The following is an 18,424-nucleotide window of genomic DNA, read 5'->3' as shown; positions in this document are numbered from 1 at the left end:
GGTCGTGCATACCGGCGTGAAGTCGGCCGGGTGGGAAAACAGCACGCCCCAGCTATCGCCCAGCCACTCGTGGAACTTGATGCGGCCAATGCTCGAATCCTGCTCGAAGTCGGGCGCGGTATCGCCAAGACGTAGACTCATGATCGATTCTCCTCTGCTTGAATAGTAGGTTGGGAAAGCAATGGGCGGCAAAGCCGCCCACGAAACGACATCCACCGGAATCTCCGCAACGCGGCCACTCCAGGGTAATGACCTTGCCTAGAAAAAGTGATGCACGCCGACGCGAAATGCCATCTGGTTTTCGCTCGAAGACGGCGTGAGCAGCGCCATCGCGGCTGTTCCGTTTCCGGTTGCATGCTGCCAGTCGACCTGCGCATAGACGATCGTACGCGCCGATAGCGCATAGACATCCCCGACACCGAGTTCGGCGTAACGCGTTCCCGTCAGCCACGAAACATAGCCGCCGAGGTTCACCGTGTTCGCCCCTCCGGTATGGATGTCAGCTCCGGCTTCCGCCGTGCGCATCCTGCCTGCGCCCGTCTCGGTCCCCAGGTTCACCTGGGTCAACATGCCGTGCAGGTCAACCCTGTTGGCAATCGAATAGAACGCTGAAATACCGCCGATCTCCTGCGTCTTGGCGAGGAAAGTCGCACCGCTCGACAGATTCTCGCCAAGGAAGCTCCCGTACCCAAGATCCGGACCAATATTGATCAAATGATCGCGCCAACGGCTATAGACCGCCGAAGCGCGAAACGGCCCGTCTGCATAGGACACGTCGGTGCTGAACACACTGCCCGGCTGAGTGCCCGAGTCCGCCAGCCCGTAGACTATGCTCGCTTTCCAGCCACGGACCGTCGGCGTCGTGTATCGGACTGAATTGTTGATCGAATCGCCGAGAATGCCAATGTCGTCCAGGTTCGCCGGGTGGAACAGATAGAACGTGTACTGGATGCTGCCGTTCGAATTGAGCCGCAACGCCTCAGTCGTCAGATCGAGCTGACGGCCAAACGTCAGGGAACCCAATGTCCGCGAGGACAGGCCCACCCACGAGAATTGACTGAACGCCTCCCCCGCGATCGTGCCTGCGCCGGTATTCGAAAGAAAGCCGTCCTGCAACGCAAAGATGGCCTTCAACCCGCCACCCAGATCCTCGGCACCCTTCAGTCCGAAGAAGTCCGGCACCGCGACGGGGCCGACGGTGGCCGTGCCGTTACCCTTCGCATTGGTGTTATAGGTGATTCCTTCGTCAAGGCTTCCGTACAACGTCACGCTGCTCTGGGCATGAACTCCTGATACCATAAGTAGTGCGAATATTGAAAATGCCAACGATTTAAATTTCATATTTTCCATAACTAATCAATTTAATTAAATTTCGACCATTTCCGCATCGAAAGCGGAAACCTGATCTTTTCCTCTACAGGTATCCGGCCGATTCAGCCGGCTGTACTCGCGTCAATGCTGGGTAGCTGGGTAGAGGACGTCCCCGTCCGATAGCCGTCGAGCAGGCGCACGCGACCGTCTGCCATGGCAGGATCGCCGGAGGCCACCACCGTCCCGTGATGGAGCACGATGGCACGCTGCGCCTCCGACAACACCAGATCCAGGTCATGCTCGATCCATAGCACAGACAAGCCCTTGCGACTGCGCGCGACCCGGACCATCTCGCCGATCAACGGACGTTCGTCATGGCTCAGGCCCGACGCCGGCTCGTCGAGCAGGAGCACCTGAGGCTCACCCACCAGTGCGCGCGCCAGGTCCACGCGCCGCAGCATGCCGAGCGGCAGATCCGCGCAACGCACGTCGAGCACGTCGGTGAGACCGCACAAATCCGCTACCTCGCGCGCCCTCAGCCTCGCCTCGCGCTCCTCGCGCCAGGTGCGTACCGCAAACGCGAGACTGCCAAGTGCCCCCGACGAGAAGCGCGGCGTCCAGCCAAGCAGGATGTTGTCCAGTACCGACCGATCGTTCACGAGCTTGAGCCCCTGAAACGTGCGTCCGACCCCGAGACGGGCGATCCGGTGCGGCGGCAACGCATCGATACGTCTGCCTCGCAGCCATATCTCGCTGCCGGGCGACGGCCGGTAAAGGCCGCCAATACAATTGAGCAGCGCGGACTTGCCCGCCCCGTTCGGCCCGATCAGCGCGAGCACCTCCCCGGCCTCGAGCGTCAGCGCGACCTCACGCAATACCTGGAGTCCGCCGAACGACAAACTGACCCGCTCGAGTCGCAGCACGTTTTCCCCGTGCCCAGTTGCCTCCGGCGGTTCAGGCCGTGACATCATGGTTGTCCCTGCGGTATTTCCTGTCTTCCACCACAAGCCCCACCATCAGATCGTGGATGACCGGCAAGTCCCCGGCCGCCAGGGAATCGAAACGGCGCAAGGCGCGGCCGCGATCAAGCAGGAGCGCGCGGTCAGCGAACCCGGTCAGCCATTGCGAATCGGACTCCGCGACGATCATCGTCAGGTCCGTTTCCTGCCGCAGCCGGGCGAGACGCATACACAGATCCTCGATCACCGGCACGGCAAGCCCGAGCGTCGGTTCGTCGAGCAAAAGCAGTTGAGGCGAGCCGAGAAGCGCCATGCCGATGCCGAGCATCTGCTGCTCGCCGCCGGACAGGTTGCCAGCGAGCGAGCAAATGCGCTCGCCAAGCCGGGGAAACCAGCCGATTACGTCGTCCAGCCGGATGGCGCCGTTGGGCGTGCGCGCGCCGCCGATCGCCAGATTTTCGGCAACCGTCAGCAGGCCGAACACCTTGTCCCGATCCGGCACGAGACGAATGCCCGCTGCGATTCGGGCCGCCACCTCCCCCTGCTCCAGCGCGACGCCGTCGAACACGATTTTTCCGCCGACGGTCTGGCGTGACACGCGCAGCCCGGCGATGGCGCCGAGCACCGAGGTCTTGCCGGCGCCGTTGCTGCCCGCGAGCGCAAGGCCGCGCCCGCGTCGGAGGCTGAATGAAACGTCCTGCAATGCGCGATTCGATCCATAGGCAATCGAAAGCTCGCGCACCTCCAGCAATGCAGAGTCAGTCATCGAGCCTCCTGTCGGATCGTCGTGCGCCGCGCCATGATTGCCCGGCTCAGGCGGGCGAGCCCACCAAGCAGCGCGAACGCGAGAATCGCGCCTATCAGCATGTTGTCGATGCCCGCGCCGTGCGACGTCACGTCGACGCCCATCCCACCCAGCAATGCGTCGACGGCATCCGGCAGGACGACGAGCGCGTACGAAGCGACGATTGCGCCGACGAGCCTGCCCGCTCCGCCCAGCGCCACCACCGTCAGATAGGTAATCGCCAAATGCAGCGTGTAGCTGGCGGCCTGCACGTTGCCGAGCCGGTAGCCGTCCACCGCGCCCGCGGTGGCAATGACCGCCGACGTCAGCGCAAACACCGCAAGCCGCGTGCGCACAGCCGATACGCCCAGCGCCGCCGCCGCGTTCGGCTCGGCTTTCAGCAGCGCCCACTCGCGCCCGACGTGTCCGCGCTGCAGCCGCGAGAACAGCGTGTAGACGAGCGCTACCATCGCGGCGGCCAGCCCCCACCACCGAACCGGCGTACTGACCGACCAGCCGGCAATGCGGGGGACGTCGAGCATGAATCCGCTTGCGTAGGTCAGCTTCAGGTCGAGATCGGTCGCGACAATCTGCACGACATGCTGCAGCGCCAGCGTACCGACCGCGAGGTACAGGCCGGATACCCTCAACGTCAGCAACGCGATCGTCAAACCGACCGCGAAGCCGAGCAGCAAGGCGATCAGAACAGCCGGCACGAACCCGAGCCCGCACTGGGTCGCGAGAATGCCGGACGTGAACGCCCCGATAGCCAGAAATGCGGCGGTGCCAAGCGACGGCAGCCCGGCGGAGCCCGACAGTACCGTTAGCGCCATGGCACCGACAGCCATCATTGCGCCGCTGGCGGCAACGTATAGTCCATAGCCGCCCAAAACCAGCGGCACGGCCAGCGCAATCAGCACGACGGCGACGGTCGCCGCCGTGCGTAATGTCGCGGCGCGCTTCGCAGGCTTGTTCACGGCCGGATCGAGTAAAGCAGGAACGAGGCTCGCCATGCTCAAGTCCTCGATATGCGCTCGGTCCGGCCGCTCAACCCGGAGGGGCGCAGCGCGAGCAGCAGCACCAGCAGCACGACCGGCACGGCCACGCTATAACGCGCATCGAAATACAGGCTCGTGACGTTCTCGCCCGCCGCGAGCACCAGCGCGCCGGCGATTGCGCCGGCGGGACTCGTGAGCCCGCCCATGATCGCGGCAACGATGCCGGAAAAGCCCACTGCGACGCCGCTCGCCGACACGGCGGAAACGGCCGCCGACGAAACGCCGGCCACCGCGCCGACCATCGCAGCGATAATCCATGCTGCGGCGAGCCAGCGAGCGGCGGGAATGCCGTTGAGCACCGCCAGTTGCCAGTTGCCCGCCACCGCCTGCAACTCGATGCCCGCGCGCGTGCGATAAAACGCGAGCAGCAAGCCGGTGAGCAGCACACTACCCGCCACGACGATACCGAGACTCACGATCGACAGCGACGCGCCGTCGATCGTCACCGTGCCGTGCGGAAACGGCAATGGCACGGTTTCTCCTCCCCAGACTGCCGACATCAGTCCATCCAGAAAAATGCTGACCGCAATCGTGACCACGGTACCGAGAAAACGATCGCCGCCGGACGGCAGCCGACGCAACAGCGCATAGAGTATCCAGCCTGCCAGCGCGGCGAAACCGAGCGCCGCTGCGGCGGCAAGCACGAAACCGCCGACCGTGCCGTCCACCCACAGCCACACGCTGCGCAGCACGTAGGCGCTCGCCATGCCGATCTCGCCGACGCAGAACATCAGCACGCGGCTCGTCCGGTACGCCAGCACGACAGCGAGGCCGAACAGCGCGTAAGTCACGGCGCTGCTCAGTAGATCGAGCAAAAAGGACAGGACGTTCATTTCATGCTCAATCGGCGAGCTGCCCGTTGCTTGCGATACGCTGCCAGCCGCCAATCGCGGTGAAGCGCTTCGTCGCTGGATTCAACTGATAGAGCCGATAGGCAGACGGTCCATAGTGATCCGCGGCCGTGAAAGTCAGCCGGGTACCCGTCAAGCCGCCGCTGTCGACGTCGACCTTCTCGAGCGCCGCGCGAAACGCGTCCGGCCCGCATGCGCCGGTGCACTGGCGCAACGCATCGGTCACGACGAGGCCGAGCGCCCAGCCGCCCGCATAGCTCGCGTCGTTGTCGGGCAGATGGGCGTCCCTCAATGCCGCGCGCAACGCGTCGACCTGCGGCCCGCTACCGTCCGTGTTGGTAACGAAGCGCGTGTAGCTGTAGACCTGCAGCTTCGAATCGGCAGACACCGCGTCAGTCAGCGTGTCGTCGCCGATGCCGGTATCCATCGACAGGAACACCCCGTGATACGCCGAGCGCGAGAGAATTGGCAACAGCGCGGCCACGTGCTCGCGGCCAATGCAGTCGGCCACCACGTCGGGATTCAGCGCAACGATCCTGTCCACGACCGCGCGGAAATCGCGCTGGTCGATCGGCACCGTGTAAAGCTCGCCGTGCTCGTACCCTTCCGCCTTTGCCTGCGCGAGAATCTTGCTGCAGCCGAGAATCGAACCGGGCACCTCGAACGCCACGCACGCGATGGTCTTGCCCTGCGGACGAATCTGGTGCGCGAAATGGCCGCCGACGGTCCCCGTGAGGCTCAGCTCCTGGCCGATCCCGAACGCATACGGCTTTGCAGGCGGCAGCACGATCGGGATATTGATCGGGTTCGCGGCGATTACCGGCAACGCCAGCCTCTGTGCAGCGGCATAGACGGCTGCATGGGTGTTGGTCGCGCCAAGACCGAGCAGCCCCGACACGCCGTCGGCCTTTAGCGACTGAACTGCGTCCAGCGAGCGCTGTGTGTCGCTCTGGATGTCGCGCGTGACGATCTCGATCTGCCGGCCGTTCACGCCTCCCGCGCGATTGAGGCGCGCGACATAGAGCTGGAATGCATCGAAAGTCGGCTTGAGCGTCGTTGCCTGCGGGCCCGACGCGTCGACCAGATAGCCGAGCCTGAACGGCGCGTCGGCCGCGAAGGCCGGCGTGCAGCCGGCAACCAGCGCCCCCCCCGTCAGCGCCGAGATGATGAACGATTTTATCTTCATGGTTTATTCCCGTTACCGTCGATATCAGGGCTTGCCTTGTCCGAGCCAGTCCGCAAGCCGTTGCACGGCTGCTTCCAGCGTCGATGCGTCCGGGTAGCTCGCCCCGCTCTCGTGATACTCGCGCAGCAGCCGGATGGCCGAAGGCAGGTACCCCGCAAGGCTATCGATCGTCTCCCGTCCCGCCCGCGCGAGTTCGGTAGCCGGCACCACCCGGCTCAACAACCCGATTTCGCGGGCCTCCGCAGCCGGTACCGGGCGGCCGGTAATCACGAGCTCCTGCGCGATACGCGGCGCGATGAAGTAAGGCGCGTACGCGGCAACCACGAGCGGTGCGAGGCCATGCTGGATTTCGTCGAAACCGAGCACCGCATCGCTCGCGCCGATCGAGATCGTGCTGTGCAACGCGATGCCGGAGCCGAAGCCGAGCGCACGCCCCTGAATCAGCGCGATGCTGACGCCGCTGAACGCACGCAGTGCGGCATTGGCCTTCAGGATCAACGTCAGATTCTGCTCGCGGCTCACGTCGGGCACGCGTTCTTTCTGGTCCCGACCGACCGAAAAATCCGGACCGTTCGCGTCGATCAGCAAAAAGCGCGCACCGCTCTCACGCGCGGCAACGAGCGCGTCGATGTAATCGTTCATCACCCGGAACGTAATCGCGTTCGACGTCGCCGGACTGTCGAACGTGATGCGCGCCACGTCGTTTTCCTTCGAATAAAGCAGCATCATTTACCCCGTAATCCAAGATTGGAGCGCAACGTCGCGCCGTCCGGCTCGCGGCGAAATACGCCGCGCTTCTGCAGCAGCGGAACGACCTGCGCCGCGAAGTCGCCGAGCCCGTCGGGCAGCACGTCGATCATCAGGTTGAAGCCGTCGCACGCGCGCTGGTCGAACCAGTCCCCGATCGTCTGCGCGACCTGCTCCGGCGTGCCGACCACCTGCAAGTGGCCACCGCCGTTCCGGTAGAGAATCTCGCGCACCGTCAACCCCTCGCGCCGCCCCAACTCGAGCGCAGCACTACGAAAACCTTCCGCGCCCCTGAACGACGGATTGTTCCGGATTTGCTCGAACGGCAGAGGCTTGTCGAGCTCGAGCGCGTCGACCGGCACGCCGACGCGCAGCGCCAGCTTCTTCAGTTCCGCGTCGCCGCCCAGCTCATCCAGCTCGCGCTTGCGACGGCGCGCTTCCGCCTCGGTGCCCCCCAGAAGCGGCAACAGACCCGGCAACACCTTCACACTCTCCGGATCGCGATCGAACCCCTGTGCCCGACGCCGGATATCGGCGCGAAACGTCTGCGCGCCGGACAACGTGTTCTGCGCGGTAAACACGACGTCTGCCGTTCGCGCGGCAAGCGCGCGCCCGGCTCCGGACGAGCCGGCCTGAAACAGCACCGGCGCGCCCTGCCGCGAGGGCGGAAGCGTCAGCGGACCGCGTACGTCGAAATGGGCACCGTGGTAATCGACCGTCCTCACCCGCGAGGCGTCCACGTAGACGCCTCGCGCCTTGTCCCCGACGAGTGCCTGCGGCGCCCAGCTACCCCATAGCGAGCGCACGACGTCGACGAACTCCTCCGCGCGGGCATAGCGCGCATCGGCGTCCGGCAGCGGCGCATTGCCGAAATTGGCGGCCACGTCGGGCACGAACGTCGTGACGACGTTCCAGCCCGCGCGGCCATCGCTCAGATGGTCGAGCGTCGACACGCGGCGCGCGAGATTGAACGGATCGTTGTACGTCGTCGACGCAGTCGCGACCAGGCCAAGATGGCTCGTCGTGCCCGCAATCGAGGCGAGCGCAACAAGCGGATCCATCGCACCGAGATTCGGCCGTTCGAAGTTTTCCTCGTTGACGGCCAGCGTATCGGCCAAAAACAGCGCATGCAGGCATGCGGACTCGGCGAGCCGTCCCAACTCCCGATAGAACGGCAGGCCGAGCGACGAGAACGCGCCATCGCGACGAAACCGCCATGCCGCCGGATGCATGCCGACGCCGAGCACGACGGCGTTCAGGATCAGGCCGGGCTTCATTGCTCGCCGCCCCTCACCCTCAATCCACGCGCTTCGAGCAGGGGCAACACGTTCTGCGCGAAGAACTCCAGTTCCGGCGCGTAGTCGTAGAATCCGATCTGAACGCCGTCGAAGCCCGCTTCGTGCAGCCTCTGCAAAGCGTTGGCCACGTCGTTCGGGTCGCCGACAATCTGGATGTGCCCGCCCAGTACGCGGTCGGCTGGAACGTGCTCCTTCCAGCCCTGGGCATCCCCGCCCGAGTGCCGCGCCGTGTATGCGCGAATCGATTCATGGTCTGCCTGCGCCACAATCGCATCCCGGTACGCAAAGGCCTCGTCCCGCGTCGGGCGGCAGATGACCAGCGGGAAAATGATGACCTTCGGCGCGCGTCCCGTCCCCTCGTACGGCGCGCGAATGCGCCTCACGTGTTCGGGCAGCGCCTCGATCGCGCGCTCGAAGACCGCCCCGGCCGGGCTCGAGGTGAACACGACATCCGAATGTCTCGACGCGTACTCGAACCCCGCCTGCGAAGCGCTCGCCGACACCATGATCGGACGGCCATAGCGCGGCCGGGGCGAGACGTACGCACCTTCAAGACGGTAGAACCGCCCTTCACGAGTCAGATTCTCCCTGCCGTCCCACAACGCCTCCATCACCGAGGCAAACTCATCGGCCTGCTCGTAGCGCGCGTCGTGCTCGATGCGCGTCATCCCGAACATGCGCGGCTCGGCTGCGTCGTAGCCCGTCACGATGTTCAGCCCGAACTTGCCGCCCGAGATGTGGTCCGCCGTCGCCGCAAAGCGCGCCAGATGCAGCGGATGCCAGTTGCCGTACAGAATATGAACGGTCGAGATCGTGATCAGCCGCGTCGTCACCGCGCTGAGCGCCACCGTCGAGATGAACGGATCGAGGAAATTTTCCCGGTAATGCGAGCGCCCTCCAAAACCTCCCCGGGGCACCCACTGCTGAAGGCCAAACACGAAATCGAAGCCGTACGACTCGGCTTTCAGCGCCAGCGCGCGGTTGTATTCGAAGGACCAGTCCGTCCCGCGCGGGTATGTGGACTGCGAGAAGCCGCCTGTCTGCGTCGGCAGGAAGAGGCCCAGCATCAGCGGCTGGAGGCTCGCCCTCGACAGCGGGCTGTCCGGAAATTCGAGCGGACCGCGAAGGGATTGCGAAGATTCAGCGATCTGGGAAGGCATGATGGTCGTCGGGCAAGAGAAACGGATCGTTCGCGTGTGCTTATTCGGCAAAGCCGGTGCGCTCGCGGAAGTAGTCGATCGCCGCCTGCGCGACCACCAGGTCCTCGTCCGCCGTGCCGGAACTCACGCCGACGCCACCGACGATCACGCCGTCCACCGTCACCGGAAGGCCGCCGCCGATGATGCTGAAGTGGCCGCCGTTGGTCACGTGAATGCCGAACGTGCCCTTTCCCGGCACGCATAGCTGGTTGTAGACGTGCGTGCCCTTGCGCGCGACCGCGCCGGTGAATGCCTTGTCGATCGCGATGCTGATACTGCTGACTTTGCCGCCGTCCATTCTTTCGAAAGTGAGCAAATGCCCCGATTCGTCAGTGACGGCCGTGCACATCGGGATACCCAGCGCCTGCGCCTTCAGGCGCGAGCCTTCGATCAGGATCGCCGCTTCTGCGACGGACAGTCGTTTGATTTCAAGCATGATGAGTGGCTACCTTACCAAGGTCAGTGGCCTGTACGAGCGCGGTCAGTTGTGCCGTTTCGGCCTCGGTCAACGCGCCGAACGGCGGATAGGGCGAGCCGATGCCCCGTCCGAGCGCCATCAGCGCCGCCTTCATCACCGGCATCAGGCCGCGGTGCATCCAGCGCGCAGGAAACAGGGAGAATTGCTGCTGCAGACGCGCCGCTTCGCGGGCATCGCCGGCGACGAATGCCGCAATGATCTTCGCGCCGAGCTCCGCAAGCGGCGGCGGCATCGTGACACCACTGCCGCCCAGCTCCAGCGAGATCAGCAGCATTTGCGCGGTGGTCAGGTAGCGTGCGTGGCCGGCCTTTCCGATTTCCTCGATCAGCCTGCCGACGCGCGAAAGGTCGCGCGAGCTTTCCTTCACGTACTCAACGCGGTCGAGCTTCGCGATCTCGACGGTCGCCTCGACGGAAAGATCGGCGCCCGGCCCGGCGTTCAGATAGAGCATGATCGGCAAATCCGTTTCCTTTGCGATCAGCTCGAAGTAGCGGACTACCTCGGCCGTGGTCGGCGCACCGCCGAACGGACGCAGCGGCGCAAGTAGCTGGATGAGGTCGGCGCCAAGCGACGACGCAAGCTGCGCAAGCTCGACCGCGCTGCGAAACGACGGATGCGAAACACCGACGACCACCGGCACGCGCCGATCGACAGCGGCGATCGTGTCGCGGATCAGCGCCTTGCGCTCGTCGAACGGCAGATAGTGGTATTCCTGCGTCTCGACGCCGGCCGCGACGACCATCGTCGCCCGGCATTCGCTCACCACGTAATCGACGTGGGTTGCCAGCGCATCGCGGTCCACCTTCAGCGCCCCATCGAACGGCGTCAGCGGCGGCACGACCAGCGCAGGGGAAAGGGAAGAATTGAGTTTATTCACTTGCAGTTTTCAATAACTATTGATAAATTTCAACCCTAGTTTCCGTGTCATTCGGCGAAAATCTGTGATTTATGCAATCTTAATTTCCACATTTCGCAAATCAACAAATCAAATGGACTTTCGTTATTCGCTAACTCAGCTATCGGGCGTTCGGGCGGAGATTCCGCATGAATGACGTCGCCGACGACCTGCATCCCTCGCGCCCCCCATTCCTGTACGAACCCGCGCCCGACTTCGAAGCTCGCTCAACAATGGGTATGGTTTCGTCGACCTCGTATCGGGGAAAGTGGCTGCTGTTCTTCTCCCATCCCGCCGACTTCACGCCGGTCTGCACAAGCGAATTGATCGCGTTTGCACGCATTGCCCCGCGCTTTCGCGAACTCGACTGCGAACTGCTGGCGCTATCCATCGACGGGCTCTACGCTCACCTCGCCTGGCTGCGCAGCATCAAGGAGCATTTCGATATCGACGTGCCGTTTCCGGTAATCGAAGATCCATCCATGGCAATCGCGAAGGCCTACGGCATGCTGCCGCCGAAGGCCGTTTCTTCCAGCACCGTGCGCGGCATGTTCCTGATCGACCCCGAAGGCATCATCAAGGCAATCAGCTGGTATCCGATCTCGACGGGCCGTTCCGTCGAAGAAGCGTTCAGGCTGTTTCAGGCGGTACGGATGACATGGCAACAAAATCTGTATGCGCCGGCGGACTGGCAGCCGGGTCTACCCGGTGTCGTGCCCCCGCCGAAGACCATCGACGACGCGTCGGCGCGGCTCGCCCAGGAGGACGTGACAGACTGGTATTACCAGACGCGCGACACGGTGCCGGACAAACCGCCGAAGCCGTCGCAACCCGCCCGGGCGATAAAACGGGGGACCGGCCAGTGAGCGACGTCGAAGTCAATCGTCCCGAACTGATGGCGATTGCCAACTATCTGCGGATCATGAGCCATCCGAGCCGGCTCGCAATCGCTTTGCTGCTGCTGAACGGGCCCTGTGCGGTTTCCGAAATAGAACGCTCGCTCGGATTACGTCAGCCCAACCTGTCCCAACACCTTGGCGTGCTGCGCGACGCGAATGTCCTGCTCGCGAGCCGGCATGCGAAGTCGGTGATCTACAGTCTCTGCGACGGGCTCGCCAACGAGCTCGCACAGTCGATCTCGACGGTCATGAAGCCGACTGCCGCGAGCGCGATCGCGGCAACGAACATCCCTCCTGCCCCTTCGGCAGCGCCAAGAATGTCCGGCGTCGAATCCGACGATGCGTCGATGTTTGCTCACGTGCTCTCCCGTCGTGCCAGCGAATAGACGTCCATGAACATCGGCGAAGCGCGCAGACATGACTCTCCCGGGAAGCCGAAATCGCAATTGCACCCGCGTCCAGCGGCATCTGGACTTTGCTGCCTGAAAGAGCGGGTGAAAAACGGCTCCGCCCTCAGTCCGGCAGCCCCCTGCCAAGAGTCTCCGGCAGGAACAGCACGGCAATCACACCCAACAGATAGACCGGCGCGAACCAGAGCGCGACCTTGCCGAATCCACCGAGCGCCGCGGCCAGCGTGCCGGCTGCCATCGCGCCAGCCATCGCGAGATAGCGCGCCCCTGAGAAGACCACGCTGATGGCAGTCGCGCGGATGCGCGTCGGGAACAGCTCGGGGGTATGAATCGCATACCAGCTATACAACCCGCCCGTGAAGAATCCCGAGACGAGCTGCGCGGCCGTCACCGCCTGTGCCGAGCCGAGCCCGGCGAACACGACCGGCACGATCAGCAGCGAGCCGAGCAGATAGACGATGGTCGTCGGCTTGCGCCCCCATCTTTCGGCCAGAAAACCCAGCGCAATGCAGCCGACAATTTCGCCGAAGTTGTAAAGTGCCCCCGCCCAGCCGGCCAGCGAGGCCGCATGCCGTGGATCGTGCGCGAGGCTGGCGACGAACGTGGGCAAAAATGACGTAACAGCCCACCACCCTCCGGTGATCGATATCGACACGGCCAGCGCGCCGATCATGTGCCGCCGTACCTGCGGCTGTGCGAACAGCGACGCGGCGCTCACATCGCGACGCGACTTTGTCCAGCGCGTCGACTCCGGAATGTGCCGGTACACCGCGAGGATAATCAGCAACGGCACGAGCCCGAACAGATACATCCACCGCCACGACAGTCCGAGCTTCGCCCCCAGCAGGATCCATAGCCCAGAAACCAGCAGGCCTCCCACCGAAAATCCCGCCTGCAGCAAGCCCGCGCCACGCGTGCGCCATTTTTCGGGCCAAACTTCCTGCAACAGCGAAGTGCCCACACCCCACTCGGCGCCGATCCCGACGCCGGTCAGGAAACGCGCCAACGCGAGCCACACCCAGGTCGACGTGAGTGCCGAGGCCGTCGTGGCCATGCTGTACAGAACAACGCCCAGCAGCATCGTCCGGCGGCGGCCAAGCCGGTCCCCCAGCAAGCCGCCAAGAATCCCGCCCGTGGCCCAGCCCGCCAACGTAACCGTCACCAGATAGCCTAGATAGCGGGCAAATACCGGCACCGTGCCAGGAGCCAGCAACTCCGCCAGTGCCGGGCGCCCCGTCACGAGCAGGACGAAGGTATCGTAGCCATCCGCGATCCAGAAGATCGTGACGATGGCAAGGACGCCCCATGCCTCGCGCGTGAGCAGCGGTCGGTCATCCGACCGAATTTCGCCGGCCTGCTGGTTTGCGTACATCATGATTTCCAGTCCTTATCAATAGACGTGAATGCCCTCGCTCGCCAACCGCCGCTCTGCTCAGAACGCCATCAGGTTGTCGCGGAAATGCTCGTGTTCGTACTGCGTGCGCACCACGCCGAGGCGTTGCAGCTCGGGCACCAGGCCATCGGTAATCTCGGCGACGTAACGCCGCGTGAGATCCGGGTCCATCAGCAGGAAGCCGTCCCCGCCGACTTCGTCGACGATCTCGGACAGTCGCGCCGCCACGTCCTGCGCGGTCCCGACCAGGTTCACGTCGGACAGCATCTTGCCGGTGCCACTGATCTCGCGCAGCGTGCGGCCCGCGTATTGCGCGACGAGCGTCTGGTGGCCGTTCGACTGCAGCTCCGGCAGCGGTTCGTCGAGATCGAACTTCGAGAAATCGATGCCGCTCAGCCGTGACAGCGAAGCGATGTGCAGATCCAGATGGCGCTCGGCATCCTCTAGCTGCGCGCGGCGGCGCATCTCGGCGTTCTCGCGAGACTCGTCCACGATCGGCGTAATCAGGAACAGCACCTTGATTCGCTCGGGGTCGCGGCCGGCCGCGCGTGCCCGCGCGCGGATATCGTCGCGGAATGCCTTCATCGAGGCCACGCTGCGCGCCGTGCCGATCACCGTCTCGGCCCACTGCGCCGCGAACTGGCGCCCGCGCGGCGAACCGCCGGCCTGGCAGATCACCGGCCGCCCCTGGGGCGAGCGCGGCGCGCCGAGCGGCCCGCGCGAACGGAAATACTGCCCCTCGAAGTGCACTGGATGTACTTTGGTCGGATCGGCGAATATCTCGTTGCGCGGGTCCATCACGACCGCATCGGTCTCCCACGACTCCCAGAGCCTGACGACGAGGTCGACGAACTCGTCGGCCATGTCGTAACGCTGGTCATGCGGATATTGCCGGTCAAGGCCGAAATTCTGTGCGCCGCCGTCGTTGCTGCCCGTCACGAGATTCCAGCCCGCGCGGCCGTTGCTCACGTGATCGAGCGTATTGGTCAGGCGTGCAAGCTGGAACGGATGGTATTCCGTCGTTGACAGCGTGGTAACCACGCCGAGGCGCTGTGTCGCCTGGATCAGGAACGAGGCGAGCACGGCCGGATCGAGCTTAGGCGAATCGACCGCGTAGCGCAGATAGGTATCGTGAGAATTCTGGTAGGTGTAGGGGATGTTCGACGAGTCTTCGATCATCACGTAGTCGAAGGCGGCGCGCTCGATCGAACGCGCGAGATCGACGAACAGCCCGGGCGAAGTCCAGCCCTTCGGGTTCGGGCCGCCCCACGGCAGGCGCCAGGCTTTCGGCCCATAACCGCGGGAAATAAACCATGCGAGGTGAAACGGAGTGCGTGCCATGTCTGCTTCGGGTTGAGTTTGACGAATGGGCGAGACGCATGCTCAGGGTTGAGCCGTGACGGACACCGAGATCGGGCCGCCGCGCCGTACGGTGTTGTAGATCACGCAACCGCTCGTGAAATGGTCGATCAGTTGCTGTGCCTGCTCTCCCGTCACGCCCTCGACCGTTACCGCAATATGCACACGTTCGAAGCGGGTGCGATCCTGCGCATCGCGGATTGAATCGACCTCGGCACGCGCATGCCGCACGGTCAGGTTCAGCTCGCCCGCAGCCTTCTCGACGCTCCCGAGCGCGCAAACGCCGAGAGCCGAAAGCAGCAGCTCGGATGGCTCCACGGCCACCGTGTCGCCGTTGCGGGCCGACGGCGAATCGGAGGCAAAAATGTTGCCGCGGCTCTGCACCACATAACGCCCAGTCATGCCGATGGTGCTCACGCCAGCCTGTCGATGCTCACTCATGGAACCCTCCGTTCGCCCCGGGAATCGTTCAAGTGCAGCGATTAAAGCGCAGCTTGGCCGCGTCGATCCAATAACATAAACAGATATGTTTATGTTATAAAAATATGTACACACAAAATCAACCTGTTGGACGGTCCTGAATCGATCCGGCAAAATGAGCTGGCAATGCCTGGCCCAAGCCGCTGCATCCGATCTACATAACGATCTCGCTCCTTGCCAGACAAGGAGCTGAGGCCTCTCGCGGGGCGAAACACCCATTATCAAGAGATGACAAAACAACAGACCAGGCTCCATCCCCCCCTTGATTCCGATACCGGACAACTCGCAGAAGCCGACTGGCTTGCCCGATATGTTCAGACGGATGGCGGCGGGCATCTGGTCAACAGCGTGCGCGACCTGATCCAGTCCGGCCGGCTGCAAATCGGCGCGCGCCTGCCGACGGTACGCATGCTCGCCCCCTTGCTCGGCATCAGCCCCGCGACCGTGGCCGGGGCGTGGTCCCGCCTGCGCGACATGGGCCTGATCGAGACGCGACGGCGTGGCGGCACCGTCGTAATCGATGTCGCCGCCCGGAATCCCTCCGGGCAGGAAAGCGCGCCGTCGCGCGACCTCGCGCAGGGGCTGATCGATTACGCGCTGCTGCCCGATCTCGGGCCGGCGCTGCTCGCCGGCGCACGCGAGTCATCCGTACATCATGCGTCGAAGGAGCACGCGCTGCCGAGCCTCGTCGCTGCCGTCACGCCGACCTGGCCATTCCGGCCCGAGGCCTGGAGCACAGCGGGAAGCAGAACCGAAGGCACGCTGCTCGCGATAGAAGCCGCGGCCGGCACAGATTGCGTCGTCGCGATCGAATCGCCGACCAGCCCGCGACTGCTCGACATTTGCGCAACGCTACGACTCAGGTTGATTCCAGTCGAATGTGATGGAAACGGTCCAATGGCCGAATCGTTGTGCGCGGCGCTCGCCGAACACCCGGCGGCGTTCGTCTACCAGCCCCGTGCACAGGTACCGCTCGGCCATGCCGTCAACGCAGCGCGCCTTGCCGAACTGGCCCGCGTACTCGCGGCGAGCCCCGACACCCAGATCATCGAGGACGACTTCATCGGCCCGCTCTCGCTCGTCACCGCGCCCAGTATGGGTGCACTATTGCCCAGTCGGACCCTGCTGGTCCGTGGCTACTGCAATACCTATGGCATCGACCTGCGAACCTGCGTAATCGGTGGCGCCACACGACTCGTCGACAAAATCCGGCGCCTACGCAGCTTCGGTGCGGCGATGAACAGCAGGATCCTGCAGGGAGCACTTGCCTGGCTCCTGCTCGACGAGGCAACCGGCCAGGTCGTCGCCCGCATGCGAGAACGCTACACGCAACGGCGTATGGCGTTGAAAAAGCTGCTGCACGAACGAGGACTGGCCGCACAGGGAGATGACGGACTCAACCTTTGGGTACCCGTATCCCAGGAAGAAACCGCGATCGTTGCGCTTGCGCGGCACGGGATTTCCGTCGGTAGCGGCAGCCGCTGCCATGTCGGTAGCAAGCGTGGAGAGTTCCTGCGCGTTTCGACTGCACGACTGAGTGAACATCCTGTAGAACTCGAGCACATAGCAGACTGTTTTGCTGACAGCCAGCTTTAATATCAGCAATCCTAATTCATGGATTCTAAAAATGTAGAGTAAGCATCTGGGTCCGTGACATACCTGCCGGGATAGAGCGCTACCGCCACGTATCCGAAGCGCCCGTTGTAATCTACAACCAGGTCGGCAGCCACAGCAAACTGCTCCACATCCCGGCGCTGGAAGTAATCAAAAACCTCGCACAGCCATAGCGCGTGCCGGTCGGGAGAGCGGGATAAGACGATGGCATACTCCGGCATGATCGGGCCATCTACATAGCAACCGCGTACACGTGCGCGGGCGGCACACACTCGAGAACACCTTTCGCTCGCCTGGGTATTTGTCGGAGTATTTTCCGCAGACAAGAAAAAAGGACTTACGGCCGAAACCGTAAGTCCTTGATTTTCCTTGGTCGGGGCGAGAGGATTTGAACCTCCGACCACCTGCACCCCATGCAGGTACGCTACCAGGCTGCGCTACGCCCCGAAAGCAAAAGATTATAACAGACCGACTCCCGCTTTAGAACCCATTCATCGTCCCAGCAGGTCGAGCACGTGCAGCAGATCCTTGCGCAACTGGTCGACGTCCACCATCGCCGTGGTCGCCGGTACGGCCGACACCGTTTCGTCGCCGGACGCCGGCGCATCTTCGATCACGGCGCCGTGCGCATCGAGCCGGTTGCGCGCACCGTTGATCGTGAAGCCCTGCTCGTAGAGCAGGTCGCGAATCCGGCGAATCAGCAGCACTTCGTGATGCTGGTAATAACGACGGTTGCCGCGCCGCTTGACCGGCTTGAGCTGCGTGAACTCCTGCTCCCAATAGCGCAGCACGTGAGGCTTTACGCCACACAACTCGCTCACCTCGCCGATCGTGAAGTAGCGCTTTGCGGGAATCGGGGGCAAGACGACCTTCTCGGTTGTCGCTGTCATCGCCGGTTTGCCGTCGTGGTGATCGTGGTGGTTGCGGAAGATTTCGCTGCCCGGTCAATCGGCCGGCGCACGCAATGCCGAAGAAGAAGCGGCGGCCTGCGCGACCGGCCGGCGACGCCGTCCGTCAGCGGCCAAAGCCCGGCTCGGCGCCGGTCTCGACCAGCGACTTGAGCTTCTGGCTTGCATGGAACGTGACCACGCGACGCGCGGCGATCGGAATGGCCTCGCCCGTCTTGGGATTGCGGCCGGGGCGTTGCGGCTTGTCGCGCAACTGGAAGTTGCCGAAGCCCGAGAGCTTCACGCTGTCGCCGCCCTCGAGCGCGTCGCGAATCACGTCGAAGAACGCTTCCACCATGTCCTTCGCCTCCCGCTTGTTGAGTCCGACATTGTCGAACAGCAGTTCCGCGAGTTCGGCTTTGGTCAACGTGGGCGCCTCCGTCGAAGCGGCGGCCGATGCGTTCGGGGTATCGCGAATCATGGCGCTGCGTTGCGCCGCAAGAAGGGCTTCGAAATCACTCGAGTTCATTTCGTTTGTCTATCTATGAAATGGCGCGCCACCGTACAAACCCCGCGCGGCACGTCCGTTCGGACGCGACGCGGAGTCCGGCAAAGC

Annotated in this window: 20 protein-coding genes and 1 tRNA gene; 3 read left to right on the top strand and 18 right to left on the bottom strand. The window is 63.9% G+C overall.

What is annotated here, in order from left to right:
• The 12 genes from CY652_RS22245 to CY652_RS22190 form a co-directional block, all read right to left on the bottom strand.
• The coding region (locus tag CY652_RS22245; RefSeq protein WP_146010185.1) for a redoxin domain-containing protein at positions 1-141 on the bottom strand (141 nt) is incomplete at its 3' end.
• Positions 142-258: 117 nt separating this feature from the next.
• Positions 259-1,350: a porin gene (locus CY652_RS22240; RefSeq protein WP_258002414.1), complete on the bottom strand. Its 1,092-nt coding sequence runs from the start codon at positions 1,348-1,350 to the stop codon at positions 259-261.
• Between the two features lie 83 nt (positions 1,351-1,433).
• Positions 1,434-2,234: an ABC transporter ATP-binding protein gene (locus tag CY652_RS22235; RefSeq protein WP_258002413.1), complete on the bottom strand. Its 801-nt coding sequence runs from the start codon at positions 2,232-2,234 to the stop codon at positions 1,434-1,436.
• Between the two features lie 31 nt (positions 2,235-2,265).
• Positions 2,266-3,012, bottom strand: a complete 747-nt coding sequence (locus tag CY652_RS22230) for an ATP-binding cassette domain-containing protein (RefSeq protein ID WP_258002416.1) — start codon at positions 3,010-3,012, stop codon at positions 2,266-2,268.
• 20 nt (positions 3,013-3,032) lie between these two features.
• Positions 3,033-4,067 carry a branched-chain amino acid ABC transporter permease gene (locus CY652_RS22225; RefSeq protein ID WP_102132877.1) on the bottom strand — a complete coding sequence of 345 codons (1,035 nt, stop codon included), beginning with the start codon at positions 4,065-4,067 and terminating at the stop codon, positions 3,033-3,035.
• 2 nt (positions 4,068-4,069) lie between these two features.
• Positions 4,070-4,945: a branched-chain amino acid ABC transporter permease gene (locus CY652_RS22220; protein ID WP_102132876.1), complete on the bottom strand. Its 876-nt coding sequence runs from the start codon at positions 4,943-4,945 to the stop codon at positions 4,070-4,072.
• 7 nt (positions 4,946-4,952) lie between these two features.
• A complete protein-coding gene (locus tag CY652_RS22215; RefSeq protein WP_102132875.1) occupies positions 4,953-6,149 on the bottom strand; it encodes an ABC transporter substrate-binding protein in 1,197 nt (398 codons plus the stop codon).
• 24 nt (positions 6,150-6,173) lie between these two features.
• Positions 6,174-6,878 carry an enoyl-CoA hydratase/isomerase family protein gene (locus CY652_RS22210; RefSeq protein ID WP_258002412.1) on the bottom strand — a complete coding sequence of 235 codons (705 nt, stop codon included), beginning with the start codon at positions 6,876-6,878 and terminating at the stop codon, positions 6,174-6,176.
• Complete coding sequence (locus tag CY652_RS22205; RefSeq protein ID WP_102132874.1) at positions 6,875-8,173, bottom strand: LLM class flavin-dependent oxidoreductase; 1,299 nt, start codon at positions 8,171-8,173, stop codon at positions 6,875-6,877. Before CY652_RS22205 ends, CY652_RS22210 begins: the two co-directional genes overlap by 4 nt.
• Positions 8,170-9,354 carry an LLM class flavin-dependent oxidoreductase gene (locus CY652_RS22200; RefSeq protein ID WP_102132873.1) on the bottom strand — a complete coding sequence of 395 codons (1,185 nt, stop codon included), beginning with the start codon at positions 9,352-9,354 and terminating at the stop codon, positions 8,170-8,172. Before CY652_RS22200 ends, CY652_RS22205 begins: the two co-directional genes overlap by 4 nt.
• A gap of 40 nt (positions 9,355-9,394) precedes the next feature.
• Complete coding sequence (locus CY652_RS22195) at positions 9,395-9,829, bottom strand: GlcG/HbpS family heme-binding protein (protein WP_102132872.1); 435 nt, start codon at positions 9,827-9,829, stop codon at positions 9,395-9,397.
• The gene (locus CY652_RS22190) at positions 9,822-10,748 is read right to left on the bottom strand and encodes a dihydrodipicolinate synthase family protein (protein WP_258002411.1); all 927 of its coding nucleotides are present in this window, start codon (positions 10,746-10,748) and stop codon (positions 9,822-9,824) included. Before CY652_RS22190 ends, CY652_RS22195 begins: the two co-directional genes overlap by 8 nt.
• A gap of 167 nt (positions 10,749-10,915) precedes the next feature.
• Here CY652_RS22190 and CY652_RS22185 point away from each other — a divergent pair, with 167 nt between their 5' ends.
• Positions 10,916-11,632 carry a peroxiredoxin gene (locus CY652_RS22185; protein ID WP_102132870.1) on the top strand — a complete coding sequence of 239 codons (717 nt, stop codon included), beginning with the start codon at positions 10,916-10,918 and terminating at the stop codon, positions 11,630-11,632.
• On the top strand, positions 11,629-12,051 hold the full coding sequence (locus CY652_RS22180; protein WP_102132869.1) for an ArsR/SmtB family transcription factor: 423 nt from the start codon (positions 11,629-11,631) through the stop codon (positions 12,049-12,051). Before CY652_RS22185 ends, CY652_RS22180 begins: the two co-directional genes overlap by 4 nt.
• 127 nt (positions 12,052-12,178) lie before the next feature.
• On the opposite strand, the gene CY652_RS22175 is transcribed toward CY652_RS22180, so the two are convergent.
• Genes CY652_RS22175 through CY652_RS22165 form a run of 3 tightly spaced genes read right to left on the bottom strand, consistent with a single transcriptional unit; the run spans position 12,179 to position 15,268 of the window.
• Positions 12,179-13,450 carry an MFS transporter gene (locus CY652_RS22175; protein WP_258002410.1) on the bottom strand — a complete coding sequence of 424 codons (1,272 nt, stop codon included), beginning with the start codon at positions 13,448-13,450 and terminating at the stop codon, positions 12,179-12,181.
• Positions 13,451-13,507: 57 nt separating this feature from the next.
• Positions 13,508-14,809 (bottom strand): NtaA/DmoA family FMN-dependent monooxygenase, encoded by a 1,302-nt coding sequence (locus CY652_RS22170; protein WP_102132868.1) that lies wholly within the window; start codon positions 14,807-14,809, stop codon positions 13,508-13,510.
• Positions 14,810-14,851: 42 nt separating this feature from the next.
• Entirely contained in the window at positions 14,852-15,268 is a 417-nt protein-coding gene (locus tag CY652_RS22165) for an OsmC family protein (protein WP_102132867.1), read from the bottom strand.
• Positions 15,269-15,481: 213 nt separating this feature from the next.
• On the opposite strand from CY652_RS22165, the gene CY652_RS22160 reads away from it, so the two are divergent.
• Positions 15,482-16,903, top strand: coding sequence for an aminotransferase class I/II-fold pyridoxal phosphate-dependent enzyme (locus CY652_RS22160; protein WP_258002409.1), 1,422 nt, complete (start codon positions 15,482-15,484; stop codon positions 16,901-16,903).
• 388 nt (positions 16,904-17,291) lie between these two features.
• Here CY652_RS22160 and CY652_RS22150 read toward each other — a convergent pair.
• From CY652_RS22150 to CY652_RS22140, 3 genes are all read right to left on the bottom strand, one after another.
• Positions 17,292-17,368: transfer RNA gene (locus CY652_RS22150), tRNA-Pro, on the bottom strand.
• Between the two features lie 44 nt (positions 17,369-17,412).
• Complete coding sequence (locus tag CY652_RS22145) at positions 17,413-17,811, bottom strand: MerR family transcriptional regulator (protein WP_102132864.1); 399 nt, start codon at positions 17,809-17,811, stop codon at positions 17,413-17,415.
• Positions 17,812-17,935: 124 nt separating this feature from the next.
• Positions 17,936-18,337, bottom strand: coding sequence for an integration host factor subunit alpha (locus tag CY652_RS22140; RefSeq protein WP_102132863.1), 402 nt, complete (start codon positions 18,335-18,337; stop codon positions 17,936-17,938).
• Positions 18,338-18,424: the final 87 nt, after the last annotated feature.

Origin of the sequence: Burkholderia sp. WAC0059, assembly GCF_002870125.1 — a bacterium.
Classification (GTDB): domain Bacteria; phylum Pseudomonadota; class Gammaproteobacteria; order Burkholderiales; family Burkholderiaceae; genus Paraburkholderia.
Note: the sequence above shows the minus strand (reverse complement) of the source record. Positions and strands in the feature narration are given on the sequence as shown.

What these genes read in the sequence shown, in the direction of transcription:
- CY652_RS22240 (WP_258002414.1), bottom strand. Translation starts at nt 1,350, where the DNA reads ATGGAAAATATGAAATTTAAATCGTTGGCATTTTCAATATTCGCACTA.
- CY652_RS22225 (WP_102132877.1), bottom strand. Translation starts at nt 4,067, where the DNA reads ATGGCGAGCCTCGTTCCTGCTTTACTCGATCCGGCCGTGAACAAGCCT.
- CY652_RS22220 (WP_102132876.1), bottom strand. Translation starts at nt 4,945, where the DNA reads ATGAACGTCCTGTCCTTTTTGCTCGATCTACTGAGCAGCGCCGTGACT.
- CY652_RS22215 (WP_102132875.1), bottom strand. Translation starts at nt 6,149, where the DNA reads ATGAAGATAAAATCGTTCATCATCTCGGCGCTGACGGGGGGGGCGCTG.
- CY652_RS22210 (WP_258002412.1), bottom strand. Translation starts at nt 6,878, where the DNA reads ATGATGCTGCTTTATTCGAAGGAAAACGACGTGGCGCGCATCACGTTC.
- CY652_RS22205 (WP_102132874.1), bottom strand. Translation starts at nt 8,173, where the DNA reads ATGAAGCCCGGCCTGATCCTGAACGCCGTCGTGCTCGGCGTCGGCATG.
- CY652_RS22200 (WP_102132873.1), bottom strand. Translation starts at nt 9,354, where the DNA reads ATGCCTTCCCAGATCGCTGAATCTTCGCAATCCCTTCGCGGTCCGCTC.
- CY652_RS22195 (WP_102132872.1), bottom strand. Translation starts at nt 9,829, where the DNA reads ATGCTTGAAATCAAACGACTGTCCGTCGCAGAAGCGGCGATCCTGATC.
- CY652_RS22185 (WP_102132870.1), top strand. Translation starts at nt 10,916, where the DNA reads ATGAATGACGTCGCCGACGACCTGCATCCCTCGCGCCCCCCATTCCTG.
- CY652_RS22175 (WP_258002410.1), bottom strand. Translation starts at nt 13,450, where the DNA reads ATGATGTACGCAAACCAGCAGGCCGGCGAAATTCGGTCGGATGACCGA.
- CY652_RS22170 (WP_102132868.1), bottom strand. Translation starts at nt 14,809, where the DNA reads ATGGCACGCACTCCGTTTCACCTCGCATGGTTTATTTCCCGCGGTTAT.
- CY652_RS22165 (WP_102132867.1), bottom strand. Translation starts at nt 15,268, where the DNA reads ATGAGTGAGCATCGACAGGCTGGCGTGAGCACCATCGGCATGACTGGG.
- CY652_RS22145 (WP_102132864.1), bottom strand. Translation starts at nt 17,811, where the DNA reads ATGACAGCGACAACCGAGAAGGTCGTCTTGCCCCCGATTCCCGCAAAG.
- CY652_RS22140 (WP_102132863.1), bottom strand. Translation starts at nt 18,337, where the DNA reads ATGAACTCGAGTGATTTCGAAGCCCTTCTTGCGGCGCAACGCAGCGCC.